19 protein-coding genes are annotated in these 25,447 nt (G+C 71.1%); 14 read left to right on the forward strand and 5 right to left on the reverse strand.

Going from position 1 to position 25,447, the window contains the following annotated elements; genetic code table 11:
- Positions 1–184 precede the first annotated feature (184 nt).
- The 4 genes from WME73_RS26145 to WME73_RS26160 all read left to right on the forward strand — a co-directional run bounded on the left by WME73_RS26145 (position 185) and on the right by WME73_RS26160 (position 5,060).
- Entirely contained in the window at positions 185–769 is a 585-nt protein-coding gene (locus tag WME73_RS26145; protein ID WP_437739104.1) for a hypothetical protein, read from the forward strand.
- The gene (locus WME73_RS26150) at positions 766–1,668 is read left to right on the forward strand and encodes a 4Fe-4S dicluster domain-containing protein (RefSeq protein WP_012237337.1); all 903 of its coding nucleotides are present in this window, start codon (positions 766–768) and stop codon (positions 1,666–1,668) included. Before WME73_RS26145 ends, WME73_RS26150 begins: the two co-directional genes overlap by 4 nt.
- A 15-nt stretch (positions 1,669–1,683) precedes the next feature.
- On the forward strand, positions 1,684–2,958 hold the full coding sequence (gene dsrP, locus WME73_RS26155; RefSeq protein ID WP_437911290.1) for a sulfate reduction electron transfer complex DsrMKJOP subunit DsrP: 1,275 nt from the start codon (positions 1,684–1,686) through the stop codon (positions 2,956–2,958).
- A gap of 287 nt (positions 2,959–3,245) precedes the next feature.
- Positions 3,246–5,060 carry a carboxypeptidase-like regulatory domain-containing protein gene (locus WME73_RS26160; protein ID WP_437911291.1) on the forward strand — a complete coding sequence of 605 codons (1,815 nt, stop codon included), beginning with the start codon at positions 3,246–3,248 and terminating at the stop codon, positions 5,058–5,060.
- Positions 5,061–5,099: 39 nt separating this feature from the next.
- Here the strand turns inward: WME73_RS26160 and WME73_RS26165 are convergent, their stop codons facing one another.
- Positions 5,100–7,022, reverse strand: a complete 1,923-nt coding sequence (locus WME73_RS26165) for a hypothetical protein (RefSeq protein WP_437911292.1) — start codon at positions 7,020–7,022, stop codon at positions 5,100–5,102.
- Between the two features lie 280 nt (positions 7,023–7,302).
- Between WME73_RS26165 and WME73_RS26170 the strand changes: the two genes are divergently transcribed.
- Positions 7,303–8,967 (forward strand): carboxylesterase/lipase family protein, encoded by a 1,665-nt coding sequence (locus tag WME73_RS26170; RefSeq protein ID WP_437911293.1) that lies wholly within the window; start codon positions 7,303–7,305, stop codon positions 8,965–8,967.
- A 153-nt stretch (positions 8,968–9,120) separates the two neighbouring features.
- Positions 9,121–9,765, forward strand: a complete 645-nt coding sequence (locus WME73_RS26175; protein WP_437739109.1) for an NUDIX hydrolase — start codon at positions 9,121–9,123, stop codon at positions 9,763–9,765.
- A 57-nt stretch (positions 9,766–9,822) separates the two neighbouring features.
- Here WME73_RS26175 and WME73_RS26180 read toward each other — a convergent pair whose 3' ends face one another.
- Positions 9,823–11,895, reverse strand: a complete 2,073-nt coding sequence (locus WME73_RS26180) for a TonB-dependent receptor plug domain-containing protein (protein ID WP_437911294.1) — start codon at positions 11,893–11,895, stop codon at positions 9,823–9,825.
- A gap of 519 nt (positions 11,896–12,414) precedes the next feature.
- Between WME73_RS26180 and WME73_RS26185 the strand changes: the two genes are divergently transcribed.
- Entirely contained in the window at positions 12,415–12,891 is a 477-nt protein-coding gene (locus WME73_RS26185; RefSeq protein WP_437849502.1) for a MarR family winged helix-turn-helix transcriptional regulator, read from the forward strand.
- A 4-nt stretch (positions 12,892–12,895) separates the two neighbouring features.
- Positions 12,896–13,609: a hypothetical protein gene (locus tag WME73_RS26190; RefSeq protein ID WP_437911295.1), complete on the forward strand. Its 714-nt coding sequence runs from the start codon at positions 12,896–12,898 to the stop codon at positions 13,607–13,609.
- 21 nt (positions 13,610–13,630) lie between these two features.
- Here the strand turns inward: WME73_RS26190 and WME73_RS26195 are convergent, their stop codons facing one another.
- Positions 13,631–14,224 (reverse strand): TetR/AcrR family transcriptional regulator, encoded by a 594-nt coding sequence (locus WME73_RS26195; protein WP_437911296.1) that lies wholly within the window; start codon positions 14,222–14,224, stop codon positions 13,631–13,633.
- 5 nt (positions 14,225–14,229) lie between these two features.
- A complete protein-coding gene (locus tag WME73_RS26200; protein ID WP_437911297.1) occupies positions 14,230–14,817 on the reverse strand; it encodes a DUF3995 domain-containing protein in 588 nt (195 codons plus the stop codon).
- A 584-nt stretch (positions 14,818–15,401) separates the two neighbouring features.
- Here WME73_RS26200 and WME73_RS26205 point away from each other — a divergent pair.
- From WME73_RS26205 to WME73_RS26230, 6 genes are all read left to right on the forward strand, one after another.
- Positions 15,402–16,457 carry a hypothetical protein gene (locus WME73_RS26205; RefSeq protein ID WP_437911298.1) on the forward strand — a complete coding sequence of 352 codons (1,056 nt, stop codon included), beginning with the start codon at positions 15,402–15,404 and terminating at the stop codon, positions 16,455–16,457.
- 120 nt (positions 16,458–16,577) lie between these two features.
- Entirely contained in the window at positions 16,578–17,579 is a 1,002-nt protein-coding gene (locus tag WME73_RS26210) for a hypothetical protein (protein ID WP_437739116.1), read from the forward strand.
- Positions 17,580–17,797: 218 nt separating this feature from the next.
- Complete coding sequence (locus tag WME73_RS26215; protein WP_437911299.1) at positions 17,798–18,511, forward strand: hypothetical protein; 714 nt, start codon at positions 17,798–17,800, stop codon at positions 18,509–18,511.
- A gap of 187 nt (positions 18,512–18,698) precedes the next feature.
- Positions 18,699–20,057: an AAA family ATPase gene (locus WME73_RS26220; RefSeq protein ID WP_437911300.1), complete on the forward strand. Its 1,359-nt coding sequence runs from the start codon at positions 18,699–18,701 to the stop codon at positions 20,055–20,057.
- Positions 20,054–21,289: a vWA domain-containing protein gene (locus WME73_RS26225; protein ID WP_437739119.1), complete on the forward strand. Its 1,236-nt coding sequence runs from the start codon at positions 20,054–20,056 to the stop codon at positions 21,287–21,289. Before WME73_RS26220 ends, WME73_RS26225 begins: the two co-directional genes overlap by 4 nt.
- Before the next feature lie 7 nt (positions 21,290–21,296).
- Positions 21,297–22,289: a DUF6602 domain-containing protein gene (locus WME73_RS26230; RefSeq protein ID WP_437748030.1), complete on the forward strand. Its 993-nt coding sequence runs from the start codon at positions 21,297–21,299 to the stop codon at positions 22,287–22,289.
- A gap of 138 nt (positions 22,290–22,427) precedes the next feature.
- Here WME73_RS26230 and WME73_RS26235 read toward each other — a convergent pair whose 3' ends face one another.
- Entirely contained in the window at positions 22,428–25,208 is a 2,781-nt protein-coding gene (locus WME73_RS26235; protein WP_437911301.1) for a hypothetical protein, read from the reverse strand.
- Positions 25,209–25,447 lie beyond the last annotated feature (239 nt).

The raw sequence follows: 25,447 nt of genomic DNA on the forward strand, positions 1-25,447 counted from the left end.
CGCCTCACCGGAGATCCCTGGCGCGCGCGGACCGCGGGGCAGCGCAAACGGTGCGTCCGGACGCGCGCCCTGCACCGCGCGGAGCCGCGGGCCGCGGCGCCGCCCCGGACGCGCGCGATGGCACGTGGCGTGCGATGTGAATCGCACCGTGCACTCCTCTCTTCATCTTCCCGGGGCCGCCGCGATGCTGGGACTCCTTTGCGTGGCGCACGCGGCAGGCTGCCAGGGTCGCGACCAGCCGCTCGGGCTGCGCCCCGCGCTCGACGCGACGCCGATCGCCTCCGCGAGCATCCACCACCCTGACAAGCTCTCCGGTGTCGCCACGGACAAGCGGGACTCGCTGGGCCGGCCGATCCGCGCGGCGTGCGTGACGTGCCATTCGCTCCGCAGGCCCGGTGCGCTGCCGACCTCGACGGCGGAGCTCGACGAGTTCCACGTCGGGCTGAGGTTCGAGCACGGCGGGCTGAGCTGCGCCTCGTGCCATGTGATCGGCGAGCAGGACACGCTGCGCAAGGCCGATGGCGCGCTCCTCCCGATGCGCGACGCCATGCAGCTCTGCGCCCAGTGCCACGGCCCCCAGCTCCGCGACTACGCGAACGGGGCTCATGGCGGGATGAACGGCAGTTACGCGGGCGGCGCGCGGGTGCGCAACCACTGCGTCGACTGCCACGATCCGCACGTGCCGGCGTTCCAGCCGTCGATGCCCGTCCTGCCCCCGCGCGACCGCTTCGTGGAGGCGCGCGGCGCAGGAGAAGGAGCCCACCGATGACCCAGACATCCAGGCGCGTCGCGCTCAAGGTGCTCGGAGCCACGCTCGGCGCCTCCGCGTTCGCCCACGCGATGGAGCCGCTCCGCGCGTGGAGCAAGGACCTCTCGCTCGATCAGTTCCTGCAGCGCCACTACAAGGAGCTCACGAGGGAAGAGCTCGCCGAGGTCATCGACCGCCTCGAGCGAGAGACGCGCGAGGAGTACGGCCGCGAGGTCACGATCCGCGACGTCCGCCCGCAGGAAGGGGTGCAGTTCGGCTACGCGCTCAGCCTGAGCGTGTGCATCGGCTGCCGCAAGTGCGTGGAGGCGTGCCACGTGGAGAACAACCACGATCGGCGCACGAACAACTCCTACATTCGCGTGCTCGAGATGGATCAGGGCAGCTTCGACATGGAGAAGGGCGACGCGACGTACGAGCACGCCGTGCCCGCGAAGGGCAAGTACTACCTGCCGGTGCAGTGCCAGCAGTGCGACAACGCGCCTTGCGTGAAGGTCTGCCCCGTCCAGGCGACCTGGAAGGAGCCCGACGGCATCGTCGCGGTCGATTACAACTGGTGCATCGGCTGCCGCTACTGCGAGGCCGCCTGCCCCTACCACGCGCGGCGCTTCAACTGGACGAAGCCCGAGGTGCCCGCGGACGAGATCAACCCGGACCAGGGTTACCTGTCGAACCGCATCCGGCCCCAGGGCGTCGTGGAGAAATGCACCTTCTGCCTGCATCGGACGCGCGAGGGCCGGATGCCGGCCTGCCTCGAGGCCTGCCCCACGGGCGCGCGCGTCTTCGGCAACCTCCTGGATCCGAAGAGCGAGATCCGCTGGGTGCTCGAGAACAAGCGGATCTTCATCCTCAAGGAGGAGCTCGGCACGCGGCCGCGCTTCTTCTACTTCTTCGACGTCTGAGCGAGCGGAGCCACGATGGGCAAGGACACGCACGCCATCACCTACCCGCGCTTCCTGCTCCGGGTCATCGGCCAGAGCTTCGAGGGCTCGTGGCGCTTCTATCTCTGGATGACCGTGCTCACGGCGATCGCCCTCGTCGGCGCGAACGCCTGGGCCCACCAGCTCGCCGAGGGCATGCGGGTCACCGGCATGACCGACCACGTCTCGTGGGGCCTTTACATCGCGAACTTCACCTTCGGCGTGGGGCTCGCGGCGGGCGCCGTGATGATGGTGATCCCGGCGTATCTCTACGACGACCACGAGATGCACGACGTCGTGATCCTCGGCGAGCTGCTCGCGATCGCCGCCATCGTCGTGTGCCTCCTGTTCATCGTGGCCGACATGGGGCGCCCGGACAGGTTCTGGCACATCTTGCCTGGGCTCGGGCGGTTCAACTGGCCGATCTCGATGCTGACCTGGGACGTCATCGTCCTGAACGGCTACCTGTTCATCAACCTGCACATCTCGGGCTACCTCATCTACACGAGGTACCTGGGCAGGAAGCCGGACAGGAAGTGGTATCTGCCGTTCGTGTTCCTGTCCATCGGCTGGGCGGTGTCGATCCACACGGTGACGGCGTTCCTCTACTCGGGCCTCGGCGGCCGCCCCTTCTGGAACTCGGCGCTGCTCGCCCCCCGCTTCATCGCCTCTGCCTTCATCACCGGGCCGGCCTTCGTGATCCTGCTGCTCCAGCTCGTCGCCCGGCTGACCCGGTTTCGCGTGGGCGACGGGCCGATCCGCACGCTCACCTCCGTGCTCCGCGTGACCGTCCTGCTCAACCTGTTCATGCTGGGCTCGGAGCTCTTCACGTCGCTCTACACCGGCGGCACGCACAGCACCGCGGTGACCTACCTGTTCTTCGGCCTGCACGGCAAGAGCGCGCTCGTGCCGTGGATCTGGTCGGCGGTCGCGCTGAACGTAACCTCCGCGGCGCTCCTGCACCTGCCGGCGAGCCGCGGGAGCCGCGCCTACCTCAACGCGGCCTGCGTCGCCGCCTTCGCCGGCGTCTGGATCGAGAAGGGCATGGGCCTCATCATCCCGGGCTTCGTGCCGAGCACCCTGCACGAGCTCGTCGAGTACGTGCCCTCGATGGCCGAGTGGAAGATCACGGCGGGCATCTGGGCCGTCGGGTTCATGGTGCTCACGATCGCCATCAAGGTCGCGCTGACGGTGCTCACCGGCGAGATGTCGGTCGAGCCGCGCTCCGGTGCCACCCGCACGGACGAGCACGCGCCGCCGCTCGCGCAATAGCGCTGCTGTGTGGCATGGCGCGCCGCCGGACACACCTCCGGCGTCGCTCGAGCGCGCGTGTCGGCCTGCGTGGTCGTTGGCCCGGAAAGTGGCACTTCCTCGGACAATATAAAAGCTGAGCCGTCCACGGATCGCCCGGGCACTGCAGGGGGCATGTGCTGGCCAGCTCGTTGACCCAGGGCGAGAGTGGCAATCACCTCACGTCATCCAGATTGCCCGGGCGAGAGAGCGCTGAGCCGCGCTGGCGACCGCGTCGCATCTCAACTTACAAGAGGGAGGACACTTCAATGAAAGTTGCCGAGTACGCTCGTCTGGCCGCGCAGGCCGCCGCCGTCGCTCTTCCGCTCGTCGCGCTGGGCTGCGGGCCTGACCCGGAGAAGGCCGGCGATGAATGTGCTCCGGATGACGGCTGCCCGAGCGGCCTCGTGTGCGCCGAGGGCGGCGAGGACCACATCTGTTATGCGCCGCCGGGCGCCGGCTGCGATGCGGGCGGCACAGACTATTGCCTGGGCGATGCCGTCTGTGGCGACGACGGCACATGCCGAGTTCCGCTCGGAGGCCCCTGCGCCGGGGACGCGAAGGACTTCTGCGCAGAAGGCACGACGTGCGGCGCTGACGGAACCTGCCAGACGCCGCCTGGCGGCGCGTGCGATCCAGCGGGCCCCGATCTCTGCCTCGACGACGCGGTCTGCGGCAAGACGCGAGACGGAGGGGGAATCTGTGGCATCGCCGAAGGCGGCGCGTGCGATCCGGAGGCCCCGCTGTGCGCGGGCGGGCTCACCTGCGCCGAGCTCGTCGCAGGCGGCCATGCGTGTTATCCGCCCGTGCTGGCGAGAGGGACCGTCTTCGACTCCGAGAGCACCGCGGGCATCGAGGGCGCGCTCGTGCTCGCGCTCGATGATCAGGCGACCGCGATCACGGACGTGACGATCACCGACGCCGCAGGGAATTACGTGCTCGAGGTGCCGGTACCCCGCACGGAGAACGGCGCGCCGATCGGCGACGTGATCTTCACGCTGCGGGCGAGCGCGCAGGACCACCAGCCCTTCCCCGGTGGGCTCCGCACGGCGCTGCCGATCGCCTCGAGCGAGGCGACGTCGGGCGACGACGGGTGGAGCATCGAGACCGCGCTCACGGATATCGCGCTGATCCCGCTGCCCGAGGACCTGCGGGGGCTGCCGAGCATCTCGGGCTCGGTGCTCGCGGACGAGCAGTCCGGCGGCGTGCTCGTCGTGGCCGAGGACGAGGGCGGCAAGGGGTTCAGCGCGGTGACCGATCGCGGCGGCGCCTACACCATCTTCAACGTGCCGGCCGGCGGCTACTCGGTGAGCGGCTACGCGGCGGGGCTCGCGCTCGATCCGAAGGCCGCGGAGGTCGGTGACACGGCGGTCACGGGCGTGGATCTGGCGCGCTCGGACGCCGCCCTCGGCACCCTGACTGGCACGCTCAACATCGTCGACGCTCCTGGCGGCTCGACCACAAGCGTCGTGGTCGTCGTCGCGTCCACGTTCAACGACACCTTCGTCCGCGGGGAGGTGCCGCGAGGGCTGCGCACGCCGCTCAGCGGGCCGCCCGACGTGAGCGGTGAGTTCAGCATCTCCGGCGTACCCGCTGGCAAATACGTGGTGCTGGCCGCGTTCGAGAACGACAGCCTCGTCCGCGATCCCGATCCGAACATCGCCGGCACGCAGCTCGTCACCGTGGAGATGCCGAGCCCCGGCGAGGACGTCTCGCTGCCGACCTCGTTCAAGATCACCGAGTCGCTGCCGTTGATCGGCCCGGGCGCGACGGATCCCGAGCCGGTGACGGCCGCGCCCACGCTCCGGTGGGGAGACGACTCCAGCGAGGATTTCTATACCGTGGTCGTCTACAACGCCTATGGCGACCTCGTGTGGTGCCTCGGGGACGACCCGACGTGCGCTGGGCCGAGCATCCCGGGATCGAGCGGCGTCGACGAGGTCTCGGTCGAGTACGGCGGTCCCCTCGATCCGGGCATGTACTATCAGTTCCGCGTGACCTCCTGGCGCTCCCCGGGCGGCGAGCCGGGCGCCATCTCCGCGACCGAGGATCTGCGCGGCGTGTTCTACGTCACAGGCCAGTAACGACCCCCCAGGCGTTCTGGGTGGACAGCGCTGCCCGGCTCACTCCGCGACGATCGCGACGGAGGCCGGCAGCGCCCCGACCACGGCCGTGACCACGCCGTCCTCGTACGAGAAGGGCACCACGCGATCTTCCTCGAAGTCGATCGACGCGACAGTGACCTGCGTCGGGCTCGCGTCCACGGGGAAGCTCGCCGTCACTCCCGCCTGCTCCACCACACCTGCGCTGTACTCGTGGTTGATCACGTGGAGCACCGTGCGGCCGTCCGCGAGGCGCACGAGGTTGTGGCTCATCTTCTTCTCGCCCGCGCACGCCTCGGGCTGCTCGGCGGACGCGCACTCCTCGAAGGAGAGGGTCACGGGCCCTGGGACGTCGGTCGCTCCGTGGACCAGGTCCTCGTGGGACTTGTAGAAGTCGCGGAAGCGCGCGAAGAACTCCATCATCTCGAGCGCGGTCGCCGTGCTCTCGTCCGTTGTTGTGTGCAGCGGCAGGGCGAAGTACAGGCCGTTCGCGTAGGCCTCCGCGGCGAAGACGCGGAAATAGTCCTTCCGCTCCTCCAGCGGGAGCCCGTAGTAGCGGTTCATCATGTCGTTCGGCCAGTCCAGGAACAGCATCAGCGGGACTTCCTTGCCGCCGACGAGCTCTTGAACGCGCTTCGAGCGCGCCTTGAGCCCCCGCAGGGCTGTCTGGAACGATACGGTCCCGTCGAGGTGTCCCTCCACGACAGGCACCCAGTTCATGCCGCGCGGGCCGTCGCCGTCGATGTTCCAGTCGTACAGGCCCACGCTCTGCATGTCGACGAACGGCACGATGCCGTTCGACGAGATGAAGATCTCGCGGCCGTGCTGCTCGCGCGCGTAGCGGCGGAGCTCGAGCACCACCTCCTGCCAGTAGACGAGCGCCGGATAGACCTCGACGAAGGTCCCGAGCTGCGGGTCTGGACGGTTTCCCACGGTCCGGCCCCACTCCTCGACGAGCAGCTCGTTCCCGCTGTCGAAGGGCTTCACCGTGGCGTTCACGCGCTGGAGGTAACCGCGGAAATCGAAGCCTCTCCCGGCGGTCTCGGGCGCCCCTCCGCAATCGAGCCCGTCCTCGGGGAGGAGATCGAACCCCTGCTGCCAGCCGTCCGGACGGCCGCCGTGCTTGCGACAGAGATAATTGCCGAAGTCCGCGACATGGTGGTCGTCGAACCCCTCGTTGCCGTCATACTCCGCGCCCCCGTAGCCTCCGTTGATCTCGTCGAAGTTCAGCCCGTCGACGCCGAGGTCGATCTGGAGCTTGCCCATCTCGACGAGCCGCGCGCGGTAGCTCGGGGACGCCATGCTCGACCGGTGGGCGCCTGGCACGATCTGGTCGTGGGCGACGAGCTCGCCCGCGGCGTTGCGCGTGGTCTGCTCCAGAAACTGCTCCTCGCTGTCGACCTCGTCCTCGAAGACGATGGATGCGGTGCTGCCCGCGACGAAGCGGATGCCGCGCTCTCGGCAGCTCGCCAGGTACTCGGCGTCATAGTCGTCGGCCTGGATTCCGGTGTCGCGCCAGCGCTGCCACGCTCTCGGCACCATGTCCGGGGCGAGCTCCAGCACCTGCGGATCCGCCTCGTTCACCTCCACCTGGCTGAACGCGAACACCGTCAGCTCCGACGTGTCGAACGTGCCGAACACCTCCGGGTGGATATCGGGCATGACCGGCGTGATGTCGCCTCCACCCCCCTCTCCCCCCGCGCCGGTCGCCGTGGTTGCGCCCTCGCCGCCCGCGCTCCCGCTGGACGCGGCCGTGCCGCCGGTCCCCCCGGCCCCCCCGGGGTCCGGATCCGAGCTGCACGCGCTCCCGGCCATCACCATGCAGGCCAGCAGCCCGGAGCAGCCTGATCTCCCGATGCGGGCCGCGCGGCCCTGGTACGCATGCGCCGAAGCCCCTCGACGCCCAGCGCCGCCCGCGATCCCGTCTTTTCGATGAGTTGCCATGGGCACAGAAGGAGTTCGCGCCCTTCGCCGTGTCAAGGTTGCCCTGCCCCACGGCACGAAGCTGTCACCGTGGGAGCTTCTCAGACAGCGACGTCAGATTCCAGCACCACCGCTCGCGCTTCATGGTTGAATTCCGCGTGCACAGAACGTCGCTCCGCCGACTGGCGGCCTTCATCGCCACCCACGTCCTCGGCGCCGCGCTCTCCTCTTCGCACGGTCCTGCATTCACGATTTGCTCTTGACGGAGACGATCATGCCCATTCGACCTTCATTGTCGCACATGATTCTTCTTGGCTTGCTCGCTGCCGCCTGCAGCTCGAGCGAGCCGGCTCTGGAGGGCGCCGGCGGCGCGGGCGGCGCCGGCGGCGCGGGCGGCGCCGGTGGCTCGGGCGGCGCCGGTGGCTCGGGCGGCGCCGGTGGCTCGGGCGGCGAGGCGACTGCGCCGCTCGTCGAGACGGAGGCGGGTCCGGTGGAGGGCGCGCTCGTCGGCGCGACGCGCACCTTCCTGGGCATCCCGTACGCCGCGCCGCCGGTCGGGGAGCTGCGCTGGAGATCGCCCGCGCCGCACGAGCCGTGGACCGAGCCGCGGGCTGCCGTCGAGGTGGGCATCCCCTGCTCGCAGCTGAACCTGCTCACCCCGGGCTTCAATGAGAGCTCGGGAGAGGACTGCCTCACCCTGAACGTCTGGACGCCCGAGCGCCCGGCGTCCTCGTCCGTACCCGTCCTCGTCTGGATTCATGGCGGCGGCTTCGAGCTCGGCAGCGGCGGGGAGGCCGATTACGACGGCCGGGCGCTCTCCGAGGCGACCGGATCGGTGGTGGTCACCTTCAACTACCGCCTTGGCCCGCTCGGGTTCCTCGCCCTCCCGGAGCTCAAGTCGGAGGATCCCGATCACCCCGCGACAGGCGCGTATGGCCTGGAGGACCAGCGCGCCGCGCTCGAATGGGTCAAGGCCAACATCGCCGCGTTCGGCGGGGATCCTGGCAGGGTCACCCTGTTCGGCGAGTCCGCGGGCGGCATCAGCGTCTGCATGCACCTGGTGTCGCCCAGGAGCAAAGGCCTGTTCCATACCGCCATCATCGAGAGCGGACCGTGCGACTCCGCCGCGGATGAGGCGACGGCCAGCGCGCAGGGCCAAGAGTTCGTCGAGGCGCTGGGCTGCACCGACGCGCCTTCCGTCCTCGAGTGCCTCCGCGGCAAGTCGGCCCAGGAGATCATGAGCGCGCTGCCGCGGGGCGCGGCCTTCCTCGAGGGCGCCGGCCCGACCTGGTTCCCGGTCGTCGACGGATGGAACCTCCCCGACACGCCGGGCAAGCTCCTCGAGGCCGGGAGCTTCGAGAAGGTGCCGACGATCCTCGGCAGCAACGCGGATGAGGGCACGCTCTTCGTCACGCTCTGGGGGGAGTCCGCGGCGGTCGCCGACGACGCCGCGTTCGAGGCGTTCGCCGAGACGCTCGCCCCGGGCCACGGCGAGGAGGTGGTGGCGCTCTATCCGAGCGAGACCTACGGCTCGGCGCAGGCGGCGGCGATCGCGGCGCTGGGTGATTCGATGTTCGTGTGCCCGACGCGGCGGGCGGCGCGCGCGATCGCGGGCGGCGGCGCAGCGACGTATCTCTATCATTTCACCTATGCGCCCGAGAGCTCGCTGCTCGGCGATCTCGGCTCCTTCCATTCTGCCGAGATCAAGTTCGTGTTCGGCAACCCGACGCTGGTGTTGCCGGAGCCGCTGACCGAGGGTGAGCTCGAGATGTCGCAGCAAATCATGGGGTACTGGTCGCGCCACGCGGCGAGCGGGGACCCCAACGGCGAGGGCGCCGTCGCGTGGCCGAGGTATGAGGCGGAGGGGGACGAGAGCCTCACCCTCGATCGCGACATCGCTCCGCAGGCCGGCCTGAAGGGAGAGCTCTGCGACGCGTGGGACACCTTCGCCACGGCGGCTCCCTGACGGTGCTCGCACGGAGGGCCGCGGCGCGTCACGCCATGGCCGAGGCCCGGCGAGCGGCCTGCGCGCCTCGCATCCGGGCCCGCCGCGAGCTCGATCAACGAGCGCCGCCGCCGCGCGCTAAATAGCGATAGATATTATGCTATCCTGACCACGGTGCTCTCCTCCTACGACCTCGCCGCCATCATGGCCCGCCTCGACGCGCGCGAGGCCGCGCTCGACCTGCTCACGCAGGAGCGCCAGGCCGCGGTCGCCGCTATTTTGCGGGCGCCGGCGGGGCCTCTGGGCACGGCGCTCGATCCTCTTGCGGAGGGCCGGGAGCCCGGGGAAGCCGAGCTCCTCCTGATCCGCCGGGCCGATCACCCGGCCGATCCCTGGTCGGGGCACATGGCGCTCCCGGGCGGGCGGCGCGAGCCGGCGGACGAGAGCCTGCTCGCCACCGCGATCCGCGAGACGCGGGAGGAGGTGGGGATCGACCTCGCGGCGCACGGGACCCTGCTCGCGCGCCTCCCCGAGGTCCCGGCGGTCGCGCGCGGGCGGCGCGCCGGGATGATCGTCGCCCCGTTCGTCTTCGCGCTGCGCTCCACGCCGGAGCTCACCCTGAGCGACGAGGTGGCCGAGGCGCTCTGGACGCCGCTCGGGCCGCTCGCGCGCGGCGAGCGCACCTCGCGTTATGCGTACACGCACGAGGGAAACGTCCTCCAGCTCCCGTGCCTGCTCGTGGACGAGCGGGTCGTCTGGGGGCTGACGTACCTCATGCTGAAGCAGCTCTTCGAGGTGCTTCACCGGCAGCTCCCGTAGCCGCCGGATCAGCCAGTCTGCCGCGGCGTCGCTGGCCGCGTTCCCCTCAGATTCCCCTCAGAAACCGCCCTCGATCGCGAGCCCCGGCATCGTGATAGGCCCGATCTTCCGCGGCGTGCACCCGCTGTCATCGCAGCTCACGTCGAACACCTCCTTCGCAAGCGTCGCGTTCTGCACGTCGAGCACGAGGCCGAGGTACCTCCGCGCGCCCAGCGCCCAGCGCTTCGACAGGCGCATGTCGAGCCGGTAGAACGGCGCGATGCGGTCCGGGTGCTCGCGCGGGAGGCGGCCCGGGGCGGCCTCGTCGGCGGGAAAGCCGGTGTAGAAGACGTGGCGGATCCCGGCGCGCCAGCCCGCGCCGAGGTCGTAGAGCAGCGCGAGGTGCGCCACGTGCGTCCGGTCGTAGGCGGAGGGGATCGTCGACCTGCCCCGCGTGCGCGTGGAGCGCGACAGCGTGTACGACGCCAGGAAGAACATGTCGCGGCGGAGCGCCCCGCGCGCCCCGAGCTCGAGACCGTACGTGTCGCCGAGGCTCCGCGTGAGGAAGCGCTCCGTGCTGAGGGTCGTGCCGCGGCCCGTCCCGATCGGATCGCTCAGGCCGAAGGTCGCCTGTCGAAACACCGTGGCGCTGAAGTTGACCGGGCCCGCGTCGACCTCGACGCCGAAGCTCGACTGCAGGCTGCGCTGCAGCCCCCCCGGGATGCCGCCGATCTGCAGCGCCGGCAGCGGGGCGAGGCCGGGCAGCTGCGAGGCGAGGCCGAACGCCGGGATGAGCCGCACGTGGTCGCCGACGCCGAAGCGGCCGACGATCCTCGGGTCGACGGCGAGCGCGCTCTTGCCGAGCGAGGTGTAGTGGTCCACGCGCACGCCGGGCGTGAGCGTCGACCGCTCGTCGAGCACGAGCAGCGCGTCGGCCCACGCGCCCAGCGCGAGGTCGAGCCGGCTGCGGAAGAGCTCGGGGAAGCTCTCGTCGAGCTGGGCCGTCCCCTCGGCGGGCGTGTCCTCCTCGGTGGACGCGCCGCCTCCGGGCTCGCCGTCCGAAGCGCTGGGGCGCGGCGTCACCACGTAGCGGTCGACCGCGGCGTCGACGCCCACCCGCACGAGCGCGCGCCCCGCGAGGATGGGCCGGGCGAGGCTCACCCTCGCGTTGAGCTTCCAGGCCTCGGCGCTCTCCACGCCGACCCCGCGCGACCGGTCGAGCCCGAGGGTGAGCGCCGACCTGACGCGCGCGCCCGAGGCGGCGTCGTCGCGGTCGTAGCGCAGGTCCAGGCGGTGGAAGTCGCTGTCGAGGAGGACGTCAGTCGCCTCGGCGCCGTCCTCCTCGCCGATGCTGGCGAGGTAGTCGTACGCGCCGAAGGCGAAGACGGTGAAGCGCTCCTCCGGCCCGAGCCGGTGCGTCATCCGGCCCTGGTAGTCGGCGTAGCCCACGTCGACGCTCGGGACGAGCGCCGAGGTGAGCGCCGCGCCGGCGGCGTAGCGCCCTCCCACGAGGACGTGGGTGTCGCTGTCCATCGGCCCCTCCACGACGCCGCCGAGGTCGACGAACCGGAGGCTCCCCTCCCCGCGCCAGACGTCGGACGGCGGCGCGCTCTCGGCCTCGATCGCCGCGCCCGCGAGCCGCCCGATGTCCGAGGGATAGGGGCCGAGGTGCATCTCGACGCGCTGGACCATCGCGGCCGGGATGACGCTGGGGCCGGCGCCCACGTGAAAGAGGAGCGGGACCTGGATGCCGTTGAAGAAGTAGCCGATGTTCCCCGGCGGCGCGCCGCGGATGTAGTAGTACGGCATGCCGCTCGCGATGGAGGTCACGCCGGGCTGGATCTCGATGGCGCGGTAGGGGTCGCCGAGCGCGCCGGGCAGCTCGCGGACGTCGCGCCGCGTGAGCGAGACGGAGCCTGGCGGAGCCCGGTTGCCCTCGACGGTGACCTCGATCCCGGCGGGCGCGACGGCCTGTCCGTCGGTGACCACGGGAGCCGGCGGCTCGGCCGGGGCCACGCCGGGCGCCTGCGCCGCCTCGGTTCCTGCCGGCTCACCGGCCGGGCGGCCTGCAGGCTGAGGGCGCGCCTCGCCCGCATGCAAGGTGGCGGCGGCCGCGAGCGCGAGGGAGAAGAGTGCGCCTGGGGATCTCACGCGGATGTCGTCAATGCGCCGCCGGGCAGCCGGGAGAACCTCCCCCGTGGCGCCCCGGAGTTAGCAAATCCATCGGCTCGGCGGAAGCCAGGGAGTCCAATCCACGCTCGGCCACCCACGCGCCCTGGACGCGCATCCCCGCGCTCGCAGGGCGCCCGTCAGCCACATCGATGGGCGGCGCGTCCCCTCGCGTCCCCTCGCCCGATCCGGCGAGACAAAAAACAGAGCGCCCATTCGACGGCGGGGGGGGGAAGCCGTCACGGGCGCTCTGACGTCCGTACTTAGCAGGACACGGGCCAAGGCTATCCCCTTCTCTGTTCCTGGGGTTACCCTTAAGGATACCCCCGACACCTTTCGATTCTGAGATCTCCGCTTTCAAACCTGGCATGGGATCCGCGCCTTGAAATATCCCGCCGGGCCTCCCTACCGCGCCGAGCTCCTTGAGATGCAAGCCAGGCCGAGGACGTCGGCGCAGCGCTTATTTTGACAAGTAGCTGTCAATATGACAGGTTACTTCCAATGACGAGGCTCACCGCGGAGGCGACCGCGCTCAGCGAGCTGGTGATCGAGGTGTTCCGCTTGAATGGTCTGGCGCTCGAGGCCGGGGACGCCCTGGCCAGGCCGGCGGGGCTCACGAGCGCGCGCTGGCAGGTGCTCGGCGTCGTGGACCACGGCCCGGCGCCGGTCTCGAACGTCGCTCGGACGATGGGGCTGACCCGCCAGGGCGTGCAGCAGATAGCCGACGCCCTCGAGCGCGAGGGGTTCGTCGAGTATGTCGAGAACCCTCACCACCGCACGGCCAAGCTCATCGCGATGACGGCGGCAGGGCGCGAGGCCCTGCGGCAGGTAGAGGCGCGCCACGCCGCGTGGGCAGATCGGATCGGCAAGCGGCTCGATCTGTCGAGCCTGCACGCGACCCTCGATGCGCTGCGACAGGCCCGACGTGTGCTCGAAGAGGACGCGGCGTCGCCTGCGCGACCCGCTCGAAAGGCGTGATCCCATGAGCGAAGCGATGACGATTCCCGTGCTCCCGTGCGTGTCGCTGCCCGAGACCCTGGCGTTCTACGGCGCCCTGGGCTTCGAGGTCACCCACCAGCAGACAGCGCCGAACGTGTATGCTGCGACGCGCCGCGGGGAGGTCCACCTGCACTTCGTGGGCCTCAAGGGGCTGGATCCCAGGCAGGCGTACAGCACGTGCCTGGTGATCGTCCCCGAGGTCGAGCGGCTCCACGAGACGTTCGCGGAGGGGCTGCGGCGGGCGTACGGCAAGCTGCCGATCTCCGGCCTGCCCAGGATCTCGCGCATGAAGAAGGGGCAGAGCCGCTTCACGGTGGTCGACGTCGCGGGCAACTCGGTGATCTTCATCCGGCGGGACGCGCCGGACGACTACGACGAGGGGGCCGCCGGGTCGCGCTCGGACTCGAGGCTGGGCAAGGCCCTGCGCGCGGCGGCGCGGCTGCGCGACTTCAGGAACGACGACGCCGCGGCCGCCAAGGTCCTCGACGTGGCGCTCGCCCGGAAGGAGCCGGACGACCCGCTCGAGCGCGCCCGCGCCCTCGCCGCCCGGCTAGAGCTCGCTGTCGCCCTGGGCGAACAGGCGCGCGCCCGCGCCCTGCGCGACGAGATCGGCGAGGCGCCGCTCTCCGACGAGGAGCGCGCCCTGCTCCGGCCCCAGCTCGACGCAGTGGACGCGTTCGAGCGGTCGCAGCGATAGGCGCGCCCGCGCCGCCAGGCCTCAGGTCGCTCGCCGCCTCCGTGTCGCGCCCGGCGGACGCGCGACACGCTCGTCCTTGGCCAGGAGCTCGAGCGCGCGATCGAGCGCGAGCCCCAGCGAGCGCGCGCCCTCGACCGAGAGGTCGGAGAAGAGCATCTGCGCGCCGACGAAGGCCGCGTACTCCAGCCGCGCGAGCAGCAAGGCGGCGCCGCGCGCGCGCCCCTCGGAGGCGTACAGGGACGCGAGGTACTCGACGCGGCGCGCGTCGACGCGCCGGAGCACGGCCGCGGCGCGCTCGTCTCGGAGCGCCCACGCCCGCACGGCGAGCTCGAGCCGGCCGTCGAGCGAGCGCACGACCGCGGAGAGCCGCTGCCGCTTCTGTTCGGGGCTCCCGCCCGCCTCGGCGTGGTGGATCGGCGCCGACGTCTGCCGCTCCTCCCAGCGAGCGAGGAGCGCCACGAGGAACGCCGCGATGTCCTCGAAGTGGTGATAGAACGAGCCCTTCGTTCGCCCGAGCCTCGCGCAGAGCCCGTCGATCGTCAGCGCGCCCTCGCCGCCGTCGCGGAGCGCGTCGAGCCCCTGGTCGAGCCAGTCGTTCCTCGAGGTGCGCGCCATGCGGGTCAGTCGAGCGTGGCGCCCGCAACAGCGGCGGCGAGGGTGAGCGAGAGCGGCGAGTACACGAGGCGGTTCAGCCGGTGATACGGCAGCGCGCGCGTGTCGGGCCGAAGGCGAGCCTCGAGGTAACCGCCGACGCCCCGCGCCCCGAGCACCAGCGCGACGGCCCACGCGCCGAGCCGGAGCAGCGTCGGCGAACCGCCGCCGCCGTACCGCTGGGCCAGCACCAGCGCGGCAGACGACGCGAGGAGACACGCCACGACGAGACATGCGCCGAGGGAAGGAAAGGGACTCCCCTTGGGCAAGCCGACCACCATCTCCACCTTCTCGTGCCGGGCATCCCCGGGCCACGCGCCTCCCAGGCCCCAGTAGACGTGAATCGCCGCGAGCACCCCGAGGGCGCCGCCCGACGCCAGGGCAAGCACGTCCCGCCGTGGGACCCCCGCGCCCAGCGCCCCGGCCGCGCACAGGATCGCGAGCAGGCCAAGCAGCGTCCATGGCGACACGCCGCGCGGCGCTCCGAGCCGGGACACGCCGGCGACCAGCACGATGAGCGGGACGACGACCGCCGCGCTCGAGAGAAGTGGATCCATCGTGGCCTCACCTTCAAACAATACCATACGGTATGGTATGGCTTAGGACAAGCGACTGCTCCTCACTGAACGCACGGCGCAGGGAACGTCGCTGTGTCGCTCCGCCACGGACGCTCCGGAGCCGCGCGAGGCCCTCGGCTGCTCAGGTTGCTCTCGCCCGCCGCCGCGCGCGCTGCCCGCACCTCCCTGCGCGCGCCGCCCGCCACGACCGGCGCGGCCCGATTCCCGCCGGCAGCGCGGCAGCGCCACCTGCCTTCCACCCTCCGCGGTGAGATTCTCACGAAAAGCGCACGACCAACAAATGCTGAGATCTTCTCGGGGCCTATCGAAATACACTCGATATACACTCGAGTCATCGCGCCTTCACGGCAGATTCGGCTTCCTTGTCCTCGCCTGCCCAAGTATGAAATAGAAGTGCGAGCTCTCCTTGGCTCCGAAGTGACAAGGGCGCCGCGCGCCCCCGGTCGGGTCGCCTCGCCGGCGTGAAGGAGCGGGAAGAGAGAGGCTTGGGGCAGCGCCGAGCGATCGTCGCGGCGCCCCTGCCGAAGAGCCGAAACGCGACACGCGAGAGAAGGACCATCACGATGAGGAGAAGGAAGGACCCATTCGGCATCGCGCTCGCGCTCGCCGGCGCCGGCAGCTTCGCGGGCTGCTGGGAAGGCGGCGCTGTCCAGATCTATTCGTGCGACGAGCCGTGCTTCAGCCTGGATGCTCACGAGTGCAATGATCCGTGCCCCGTGTGCGACGGCGCGTGCGTGCCGCCGCCGTCCCTCGGGTTCGACGCTCCCATCCTGCTCTGGAGGGGCGACGCGACCGGCGGGACGTCCCCACCGGAGTGCCCGGTGGAGGCGCCGGATCTCCTGTTCGACGGTTACAGCGGATTCGGCGGCGAGCACAGGTGTCCGACGTGCGTTTGCACGAAGCCCTCCTGCGAGCTGCCTTCAGGCCTTCTGGGGAGCGCCTCGGCCACGTGCGACGGGACGGCGTCCACGTCGTTCGCCGCCCCCGAGGGGTGGAGCGGCGCGTGTACGGCGCCGGCCGCGGCGACCTCGGGCGAGCTCGGCTCGCTCCTCATCCCGGCGCCGACCGTGAGCGTCTGCGCCCCGACGCACGATCCCGGAGGAGCGCCGCCCGAGCTGGCCGCCCCCGCGAGCACCCGGGTGCGCGCGTGCACCGGCGCGGCCGACGAGAACAAGTGCAGAAATCCCTCGATGATGTGTGTCGCGGCCCCCAGGCAGCGGTCCGGGGGCTTCACGATGTGCATCCGCTATCTCCTCCAGCACACGCCGGAGTGCCCTGAGCCGTATCCCGATCTGCTGGCGGTCGCCGAGGGCTTCGACGACACGCGCAGCTGCACGCCTTGCGTGTGCGAGGAGCTCGAGGACGCCACGTGCACCGCGCTCGTCTCGGTCTACGAGGACGGCAGCTGTCGCGAGCTCCTCGGCGCAGAGACGGTGACGATGGCCGGGCCGAAGTGCGTCGCGGGGCCGGATCTGCGGCTCGAGAGCATGGAGGCGCGATGGATCAGGGACGACCCAGGCAGGTGCGCCCCGACCGGAGGAGTCGCCATGGGCCAGGTGACACCGGAGAGCCTGGCCTACTATTGCTGCCAGTCAGACGAGGTCATCCCTATCTACTGATGACCCCGCCCGCCAAGGGCTGTTCGACCTGGACGCCCCATTGAGCGAGGGTGCGACTTCGTGTACCCGTGAGCGCGCTTCGCGGCTATAAGAGCGAATCACGCGAAAGGGAGAGCGGATATGCGAATCGCACGATGGTGCTTCTGGATCGCGCTCGCCGCGGCCGGTTGCAGCGCGTCCAACCGCGGCACGTCCGCGACGGAGACCGACCCGTCCTCGGGCGCCGGAGAGAGCGGCGAAGAGAGCGGTGAAGGGAGCGGCGCGGGCGGCCAGGACGACCCGTTTGGCTCCGGCACCGATATCGGCGGGAACAGCGGAGGCGTCGGGAATGAGGGCAACGGGAGTGGGGCCCCTGACAACGGGTGCATCGAGCGAGCATCCCTCGTGTATGTGCTCTCACAGGACAACGAGCTCTACAGCTTCAGGCCCGATCGTAAGGAGTTCACGAAGATTGGTGTCCTGGGGTGCCGGACCGGCATGGATCCGAACTCGATGGCGATCGATCGCAACGCGGTGGCGTGGGTCAACTACGTGGAGCCCGACGACAGCGAGGGGACGTTGTTCAAGGTCAGCACCGAGGACGCGAGCTGCGAGCCCTCCGGGGCCACGCTCTCCGACGGGTGGTCCCGGCTCGGCATGGGCTTCTCGAGCGACCTCTCGCGCCCGGACACCGAGGAGCTGTTCGTGGCGGGCGCCACGGGCACGCCGGGCATCGGGCTGGGGAGGATCGACGGCGCGTCCGTGACGCCGGTCGGCGAGTTCAGCGGCTCGATGCGCGACATCTCGGCGGAGCTCACCGGCACCGGGGATGGACGCCTCTTCGGCTTCTTCACGACCACCCCGGTTCAGCTCGCCGAGATCGACAAGGAGACCGGCGAGATCATCGAGACCACGGACCTGCCGGGCATCGAGACCCCCAGCGCCTGGGCGTTCTCGTTCTGGGGTGGCGACTTCTATTTCTACACCGCCCCGAGCGAGCTCGGGTCCCCGTCGCGCACCACCAACGTGAGCCGCTATCGACCGTCGGACGGCTCGATCGACACGGACTACATGACGGACATCGGCTTCCGCATCGTCGGCGCAGGCGTCTCGACCTGCGCCCCCCTCGTTCTCCCCCGCTAGAGCGAGCGGCGGTCGCCCGCTTCGGATACGGGCCCACCTCGACGTTTTCGGTGCTCAGCGCACCGGAGTGCGCTTGCGCGCCGAAAACGCCGATCTGGGCCCGTCTCCTGTGCGGGCGACCGCCGCTCTACTTGGCATGTAGCTGAGGTGGGCGGAATGGGAGGAGCCCTCGGGACGGATTCGCCTGGGGCGTCGCCGATGGCATCAGGAACGGATCCGTGAAGCGCGCTCCCGGCGGTACAGGCGTCTACCGGTCCGGCATCACCGGCATCACGTTGCGCATGGCCGATCGGGCACACCCGATCGGGCGGCGAGGTGTTGCGATGCGGATGAACCTTCTCCCCGGGCGCGCTCACTGGCTACTCGCGCTCGCGCTGTCGCTCACCGCAGCGTGCGGGACGGCGCCGGGCGCCGAATCCCCTGCGCGCGAGGACATCTTCCGCGCCGCGGGGCCGAACGAGTTCATCCTGCTGACCGCCCGGGGCGAGCTCGTCAGCGCCGACTTCGAACCGGGGCGCGTCGTCGGCCCGGACGTGAACCTCGGCGTGTACGCCGCCGACAAAGGGCGCGACGGGCAGACAGTCCGGGGCGTGGCGTTCAACCGGACCGTGAACGTCACCGCGACGGGCCAGCGCGCGGCCGGCATCGTCGGCGCCATGCCGCTGGAGCTCTCGGTGACCCGGGCGGAGGCAGGGCTCCGCGCGCAGGGCCTCCTGGCTGGCGCCCTCTCCGACTACCGGCTGGACGAACGGCAGCTCACGGGCACGATCGGGCGCTGCAGCTACGAGCTCACGCGGACGGGGCGCACCTACGAGGGACCGCGGCGCTGCGAAGGCCAGCCTCATCACGCGACCGTGCTCCTGCCCCGCGGGCTGTCCTCGTGGAGCGACGCCGCGCTCGCAGCCGCCCTCGGGCTGCTCCTTGGCGCCTGAGCGCGCCGCGGCCCGCCCCGTCGCGTGGGCGGTGGTGAATGACAGGTCGCGCAGCGGCTGCTAGAGCTCGGGGCGACCCGGCAAGAAAGACGAAGCGCGCCGGAAGCCCGTCGGGTACGGAAGGGCCGAGCCTCCTGGGCCCCGGCGGTCCTTTCTTCGCGCCCTCGCGCGGCACCCCCTCTCCTCCGTGACGAAGCCCAGATCCGATGGCAACGCGCCGGGCAGGCCGACCCCGGCGACTTCACCGAACCTCCTCGAGGGACGCTCCGCGCCCATCCCGCTCGGGCCGCGCCTCGAGGCCGTGCTCGAGCTCGCCTACCGCGCGCGCCGCGCGGTGCTGCTCGAGGGGCCCACGGGGATCGGCAAGAGCGAGCTCGTCCGGCAGCTCGCCGAGCGGCTCGGCATCGCCACCGTCGTGCTCGATCTGAGCCTGCTCGAGCCGCCCGACCTCGTCGGCCTGCCGGTCATCCGGGACGGCCGGACCACCTACGCGGCGCCGTCGGTGCTGCCCCAGGACGGCGCCGGCATCCTGATGCTCGAAGAGCTCAACCGGGCGGAGCGGTACATCCAGCAGCCGGCGCTCCAGCTGCTCAGCGCCCGGCGGCTGCACGAGTACGAGCTGCCCGCGGGCTGGGTGTGCTTCGCCGCCGTCAACCCCGAGTCGGCCGATTACCAGGTGACCCCCCTCGATCGCGCGCTCCGCGCGCGGTTCCTCCACCTGAACGTCCGCGCGGACCGCGCGTCCTGGCTCGCCTGGGCGCAGGTGAACGGGCTCCACCCGGGCGTGATCGCCCTCGCGCAGGGGCACGAGCGCGTCCTGGACGACGTGCCCCCGCGCACGTGGACCTATGCGTCGCACGTGCTGAGCGCGCTCCGCCCCGAGGAGCTCGCGGACGGCGTGCTCCTGCGCGACGCCCTGGGCGGGTACCTGCCCCCGAGCTGGGTCGAGCTCCTGCTCGCGTCGAAGGACACCTGGTCGACGCGGCTGCCGTTCGATCTGCGCGCGCTGCTCGCCGATTACGGGCCGAGCTCGCCGGCGGGCAAGGTGCTGCGCGCGGCGCGCGAGCGCGGGGAGACCGACCGGTTCGACGAGGTGACGACGCGGCTCGCGCCGCTGCTCGAGGGGCCGGAGGTCGGCGTGCTCGCGGCGCAGCGCAAGCTGTCGCTGGGGGCGTTCGAGGCGCTGCTCGCCGACCTGCCGGGCGACCACCGCGAGCGGCTCCAGGACGCGCTCGGCGGCAACGCGACGGCCACGCAGCTCATCGACGTCCGCCCCGAGGAGCTGCTCCAGAACTACGCGGGCAGCGCCGCCGAGCAGAAGGTGCTGGCGTGGCGCGCCGATCCGCTGCGGCAGCACCGCGTGGGGCTCGTCGTGACCGCGCTGTCGGCGCACCTCGCGCAGCAGGCGAAGCTCGTCGACGTGCGGCGGAGCAACGTCGCGCGCGTGTGCCTGGGCCAGCTGCTCGCGCAGCTGCCGGAGCGCTGGGCCCTCCGACTCGCGGGGGCGCTGAAGAAGCACGGCGTCACGCCGGTCCGGCCGCAATGAGCGAGACCGCGGGGCGCGGCGAGGTGCCCGAGGACGCGCTCGCCGCGTGGCTCGACGCCTTCGTGCGCGATCCCGGCTTTCTGGAGCGGTACCCCTGCTACGCGGCGATCCTCGCGCGGCTCGCGCCGGTCGCGGACCCATCGGTCAAGCGCATGGCCGTCTCGCTGTTCGATGGCCGCTTCTTCCTCCACGTCAACGTGGAGTCGTTCATGGACGAGCCCGTGTTCCTGCGGGGCGTGCTCCTCCACGAGGTGCACCACGTCGCGCTCGGGCACCTGTGCCACCCCAAGTTCGCGGGCGCCGACGAGCCGGAGCTCATGGACCTCGCCCTGGAGATGTCGGCCAACGAGTACATCGAGGAGCCGCTGCCCGATCCGATCCGCTGGCAGCCCTACGCCCCGATCGGCCTGCGCGGCGGCCAGAGCACGCTCGAGCGCTACGAGCTGCTCGTGAGCGCGGCGCGCGAGGGCAAGCTCCCGCAGCGCGGCGGAGAGGCCGTCGACGATCACCGCGTGCTCCGGCGCCCCTCGCGGGAGCCGGGCGCGGTGGAGCAGACGCGGCAGCTCCTGCTGCGCGCCGCCGAGGAGGCGGACGCGCTCGCGAACGACGGCGATCCGGCGGACGTGCCCGGCCTGCTGCTCGCGGGCAAGACGCCGGGGCGGCTCATCGAGGAGCTGACCGACGCGCTAGGCCCGCCCGCGCACCCGCTCGACTGGAAGACAGCGCTCAGGATGTTCGTGGCGAGGGAGCGCGCGCCGGTGCACACGTACGCGCGGCCGAACCGGCGCTTCCCGGGCCGCGTCGGCGAGGTCCCGGGCAGGACGTACGCGCCCCGCGCGATCACGAAGCCGTCGGTGCTCGTCGCGATCGACACGTCGATGAGCATGCGGCGCGAGGAGCTCTCGGAGATCGCCCGGCAGCTGCAGGTGATGAGCGAGTCGGCGCGCATCACGGTGGTCGAGTGCGACGTGGAGATCGGGCGCGTGTACGCGTTCGACGGGCGGCTCGACGAGGTCGGCGGCCGCGGCGGGACCGATCTGCGGCCGGTGTTCGCCCCGGAGTTCCTGGCGGCGCGGAAGGTCTCCGGCGTGATCTATTTCACGGACGGCGCGGGGCCCACGCCCCCGGCTCCGCCGCCGCTGCCGGTGCTCTGGATCCTGACGAAGCCGCTCGATTTCACGTGCCCGTGGGGAGACCGGGCGTGGCTTGCGAGGAAGCCTCGGCGGGGGTGACGTGAAGATGGCAGGCAAGCGCGCGAAGACGACCACGCGGCCAGGGATCGCCGCGTCGAAGCGCGGCGGCGGGGCCGCGCCGGGCGGCCTCGCGGAGGCCCCGCCGCGCGGCGGGTTCTACGACGGCTGGTCCGAGGAGATCGTCGAGCACCTGGAAGACGAGTTCCGGAAGCTCCGCGCCCTCGCGACCCTCGAGCTCGGTCCCGAGCTGGAGATCGCGATGTGCCATGCGCTCCGGAAGTTCCTCCCCGAGCGCGCCGGCGTCTGTCGCGGCTGGGTGGTGGATGTCACGGGGGACAAGCAGGGCGAGGACATCATCATCTACGACGCCGCGCGCTTCCCGACGCTGCGCGGGCTGGGCGGCGACCTCGCGATCCGGGAGCGCGTGCCAGCCGAGGCCGTCCTGGCGTACATCGAGGTCAAGCACACGCTGTATGCGCAGGCGAAGGTGCCCGCGAAGAGCCAGGGGCAGTCCGTCGTGAAGGCGTGTCGCCAGGTAGCGGCGGTGAAGCGGCTGACGCGCGCCCCCGTGCCGCTGAAGATGATCGCGCCGAGGATCTCGCTGGAGGACGGGGCCATCCAGCGGGACAGGGGCTTTCCGGCGATCCGCAATCCCTGGTACGCGGCCATCTGGGCGCTGAACCTCCGCGTCGACAAGGCCCTGGAGGGAAACCCGGCGGAGGCGGTGAAGCGACGCGTGGCCGGCGCCCGGCGGGCCGGCACCCGCGTCGAGCACCTGCCCGACGTGATCGCCGCGGGCCCGGTCCTGATGACGCCCGCGATCGCCGCCGCGGGGGCCCTGGAGCCGCGGCCGTTCACCACGCCCGACACGGAGCTCATCTTCACGAACGGGATGAAGGCCCTGGGAGCCGCCATGGAGCACCTCACCTGGGCGATCGACGACATCCTCCTCGGGGAGATCCCCTGGAGGCGCATGCTCGCCCATCAGCTCCAGCGAGCAGAGGATGAGGCAGGGAGCGTCCGACTCACCATCACCTGATCTGGCTGGCTCTCCGGCGTAGGGCGGCGAGCGCCGGCTGGCGCGGGGCGGGCCCCCTGCCCTCCTCGACACGCGGTGAGCGGCGCGGTCATCGGGGGAAGATGACCGCGCGCGAGGCGGCGCGCCGCGGCCCCAGGCTCAGGGCACGCTCGCCGGATCGGCCGGGTCGGTCAACGCGTCCGCCTCGTCGCCGTCGAGCGCCCCATCGCCGTCGCGGTCGAGCGCCATCCGCACCCCCGAGCCCGGCGGCGCGCAGGTGAAGGTCAGCGCCTTGCCCGACGCCGCGATCGCGCGCAGCGCCGCCGCGCTGATCGCCGCGCTCGCCGCCCTGTCCCGCAGGAATGTGCCAGCGCCCTGTTGATAGAGGAAGCCCGCCTCCTCCCCGTGCATGCGGACCTTCGCCACCAGATCGCACTCCCCCGCGTCGGCGCGCGCGATCAGGAGATCCACCCGCAGCTCGGCGGCCGTGTCCCCCGTGCCGGCGAGCGTCGCTTGCTGGCCCACGATGGGCGCCAGGTTGCTGTCGAAGGCGTGCAGGAAGTCGGTCACCTGCCCGCGCAGCACGTCGCCCGCCGCGCCCGGCGGGAAGCCGGCGATCCCCGGCGCCTCGTTGAAGCCGTTCTGATCGTGGAAGCGGAAGATCGTATCCATCGTCCCGTCGTGGCCAAAGCCGAACCCGCGGATCTGATCGCCCTGGAACTCGAAATTTCGGTTGTTGTAGCGGGGGTTCTGCACCATGCCGAACATACCCACCTTCTGATAGACGTTGCGGAGCTGGGCGACCTTGAAGCTCTGGAAGATGAAATCGAACGTGTAGCGCCCGTCGGTCCCGAAGAAGCCGGGAAACGCGACCCCGTGCTCGGCGTTGGCCGTGGGATCGAGCACGTGGCACGAGGCGCACGCGCCGCCCTCGCTGGGCGGCAGGGTGAAGAAGGCCTTGCCCGCCGCCTGATCGGCCGTGAGCGAGTTGTCCAGCTGACGGATGGGGTTGGGCGGATACATCATCTGCATGGTGAAGTCGGTGAACGCCTGCATGTCCGCCGCGGGGATGGGCGCGTCCCGCCCGAGCAGGCCGACGAAGGCGACGCTGAACTTCTTGAACGCGGCCTCCTCGTCGAAGGTGCCGCTGTCCGGCTGCGCGCTCGGCGCGTCGTTCCCGCCGGTGCGGTCTCCGCGCCAGTGCATCGGCCCGTGGTTGGCCATCCCGCGCAGGCTCTGCGTCGTCATCGGCCCCTTGAGCGCGGCGAACTCGCGGGGCGCGCCGAAGATCGCCGGATCGAGCACGAACGGGCCTGGCATCGGCGTGTTCACCGCGTCGGGGTCGCCGAGGTCCCACGCCAGGCTGTCGAGATCGCCGAAGACATGGCAGCTCGCGCACGCCGAGTCGCCGTGGCTCGACGTGAACGACGCGTCGTAGAGGAAGCGGCGGCCGCGGACCACGCTCTCCGGCTCGGGGCTGTACATGGGCACGTGCGCGATCTCGGCCCTGGCGCCGACGTCGATGATCGAGATGGAGTTGTCGAAGCGCGTGAGGGCGTAGAGCTGCCCTCGCGCCTCGTCCAGCACCACGCCGGTCGGCCCGCCGCCGGAGACCGGGATCTGGCGCGCGAGCCTCGGCACGAAGGTGTCGGCCTCGAGCGCGGCGGTGTTGAAGACGCCGATCTTGTCCGAGCCGAGCGCGGCGACGTAGAGCTTCTTCCCGTTGCTGGAGACGGCCATGCCCGTGGGCAGCGCGAGGCTCTTGCGGTTCTCGGCGTTCGGGACCGGCGCGCAGCACGCGTTGTAATCGATGTGTTTGTTCAGGTGCCGCGGGGCGACGCCGCCCGTCGCGGGATCGATCACCGTGATGTTGTTGTGGTTGAAGCGGCCGCGCACGGTGTGGCCGGCGAAGACGCCGGGGCCCTCGAAGCGATTCTCGTTGAACGCCTCCGTGTTGGCCACGTAGACGCGCCCGCTCACCGGGTTGACGGCCATGTTGTAGAGGACCGTGCCGACTCCGCGGAACACGCCCCCGGGCCCCTCGACGGGCGCGGGCGGGTTGGCCAGGGCGTCGATGACGAAGACGTCCTTGTCGGGCAACGAGAGGTTCACCTTGTCGTCCCAGGATCGATTCAGCTCGTCCACCCAGTGCGTCCCGTCGAATTTGACGATGAGGGGCGCCGAGGGCTGCGCGACCCCGGCGGCGTTGGTGGTCGGCGGGGGCAGGCCGAGGCCCAGGTTGACCACGTTGGTCTCGATCACCGTGGTGCGGTTTCCGGAGTGGAAGGCCGCCGCATAGACGCGTGAGCCGTCGGGCGTGGCGGCGAGCGCGCGCGGCGTGTCGCTGAAGAGGGTGATGATGTTGAGCGGCGCGGGGCTCGAGCCCGCCGCCGAGAAGACCCAGACGTCGGCGCGGCCCACGCCCGGCGTGGTGAGCGCCGGATCGACAGGGCTGTTCTGGCCGCGGTGCGCCGTGGTGATGAAGGCGCGGCTCTTGCCGGCGCCGGCAAAGACGATGTCGCGAGGCTCGTCGCCGACGAGGAGGGTGCGCACGACGCGGGGCTTCCTCGGCCTCGAGACGTCGACCACGCTCACACTGTCGGAGAGGTGGTTGACGACCCAGACCTCGTCGTCGCTGCGGGCCGCCACAGCCACCGGCTCCAGTCCCACGGAGACGGAGCCGCGGTGCTCGAGCGTGCCGCTCCGGACCTTGAAGATCTCGAGCCGGTTGTCAGGCGTGTTGACGGCGAAGAGCATCGAGCCGTCGGGCGAGAGGGCGAGAGGGCGGACCTGGCCGCTCTCGAAGAGGGAGTAGGGCCGGGCGGCGGCGACCGTGATCGGGGCGCCCGCGACGGTCGGGGTTTCGTCGACAGGCGTGCCGTTATCAGCGCATGCGGCCAGGGCGAGAGCCGGGAGCGACCAGAGGACGATCTTGTTCATGGGCACCTCGAAGGCGGGAGAAGAGCGACATTTCATGATCCATCGAAAGGCGCCCACGGAGCAAGAGACAGACGAATGGAATCAACACACGTTGTTTGGCAAGACACTTTTAAAGCGCGGAGCGCCTCGGCGGCGGGAGCGCTCCACAACACACCACAGGTCTCCCACGGTGGGGCCCCGACCCACAACAACGTTGTTGCCATCGGCGAGTCTCGTCGTTGATCACGAGATGAATGCTC

The sequence above is a fragment of the Sorangium sp. So ce302 genome, from assembly GCF_051530145.1.
GTDB lineage: Bacteria > Myxococcota_A > Polyangia > Polyangiales > Polyangiaceae > Sorangium > Sorangium cellulosum_B.

What these genes read in the sequence shown, in the direction of transcription:
- WME73_RS26145 (WP_437739104.1), top strand. Translation starts at nt 185, where the DNA reads ATGCTGGGACTCCTTTGCGTGGCGCACGCGGCAGGCTGCCAGGGTCGC.
- WME73_RS26150 (WP_012237337.1), top strand. Translation starts at nt 766, where the DNA reads ATGACCCAGACATCCAGGCGCGTCGCGCTCAAGGTGCTCGGAGCCACG.
- dsrP (WP_437911290.1), top strand. Translation starts at nt 1,684, where the DNA reads ATGGGCAAGGACACGCACGCCATCACCTACCCGCGCTTCCTGCTCCGG.
- WME73_RS26160 (WP_437911291.1), top strand. Translation starts at nt 3,246, where the DNA reads ATGAAAGTTGCCGAGTACGCTCGTCTGGCCGCGCAGGCCGCCGCCGTC.
- WME73_RS26165 (WP_437911292.1), bottom strand. Translation starts at nt 7,022, where the DNA reads ATGGCAACTCATCGAAAAGACGGGATCGCGGGCGGCGCTGGGCGTCGA.
- WME73_RS26170 (WP_437911293.1), top strand. Translation starts at nt 7,303, where the DNA reads ATGATTCTTCTTGGCTTGCTCGCTGCCGCCTGCAGCTCGAGCGAGCCG.
- WME73_RS26185 (WP_437849502.1), top strand. Translation starts at nt 12,415, where the DNA reads ATGACGAGGCTCACCGCGGAGGCGACCGCGCTCAGCGAGCTGGTGATC.
- WME73_RS26190 (WP_437911295.1), top strand. Translation starts at nt 12,896, where the DNA reads ATGAGCGAAGCGATGACGATTCCCGTGCTCCCGTGCGTGTCGCTGCCC.
- WME73_RS26195 (WP_437911296.1), bottom strand. Translation starts at nt 14,224, where the DNA reads ATGGCGCGCACCTCGAGGAACGACTGGCTCGACCAGGGGCTCGACGCG.
- WME73_RS26200 (WP_437911297.1), bottom strand. Translation starts at nt 14,817, where the DNA reads ATGGATCCACTTCTCTCGAGCGCGGCGGTCGTCGTCCCGCTCATCGTG.
- WME73_RS26205 (WP_437911298.1), top strand. Translation starts at nt 15,402, where the DNA reads ATGAGGAGAAGGAAGGACCCATTCGGCATCGCGCTCGCGCTCGCCGGC.
- WME73_RS26210 (WP_437739116.1), top strand. Translation starts at nt 16,578, where the DNA reads ATGCGAATCGCACGATGGTGCTTCTGGATCGCGCTCGCCGCGGCCGGT.
- WME73_RS26225 (WP_437739119.1), top strand. Translation starts at nt 20,054, where the DNA reads ATGAGCGAGACCGCGGGGCGCGGCGAGGTGCCCGAGGACGCGCTCGCC.
- WME73_RS26230 (WP_437748030.1), top strand. Translation starts at nt 21,297, where the DNA reads ATGGCAGGCAAGCGCGCGAAGACGACCACGCGGCCAGGGATCGCCGCG.
- WME73_RS26235 (WP_437911301.1), bottom strand. Translation starts at nt 25,208, where the DNA reads ATGAACAAGATCGTCCTCTGGTCGCTCCCGGCTCTCGCCCTGGCCGCA.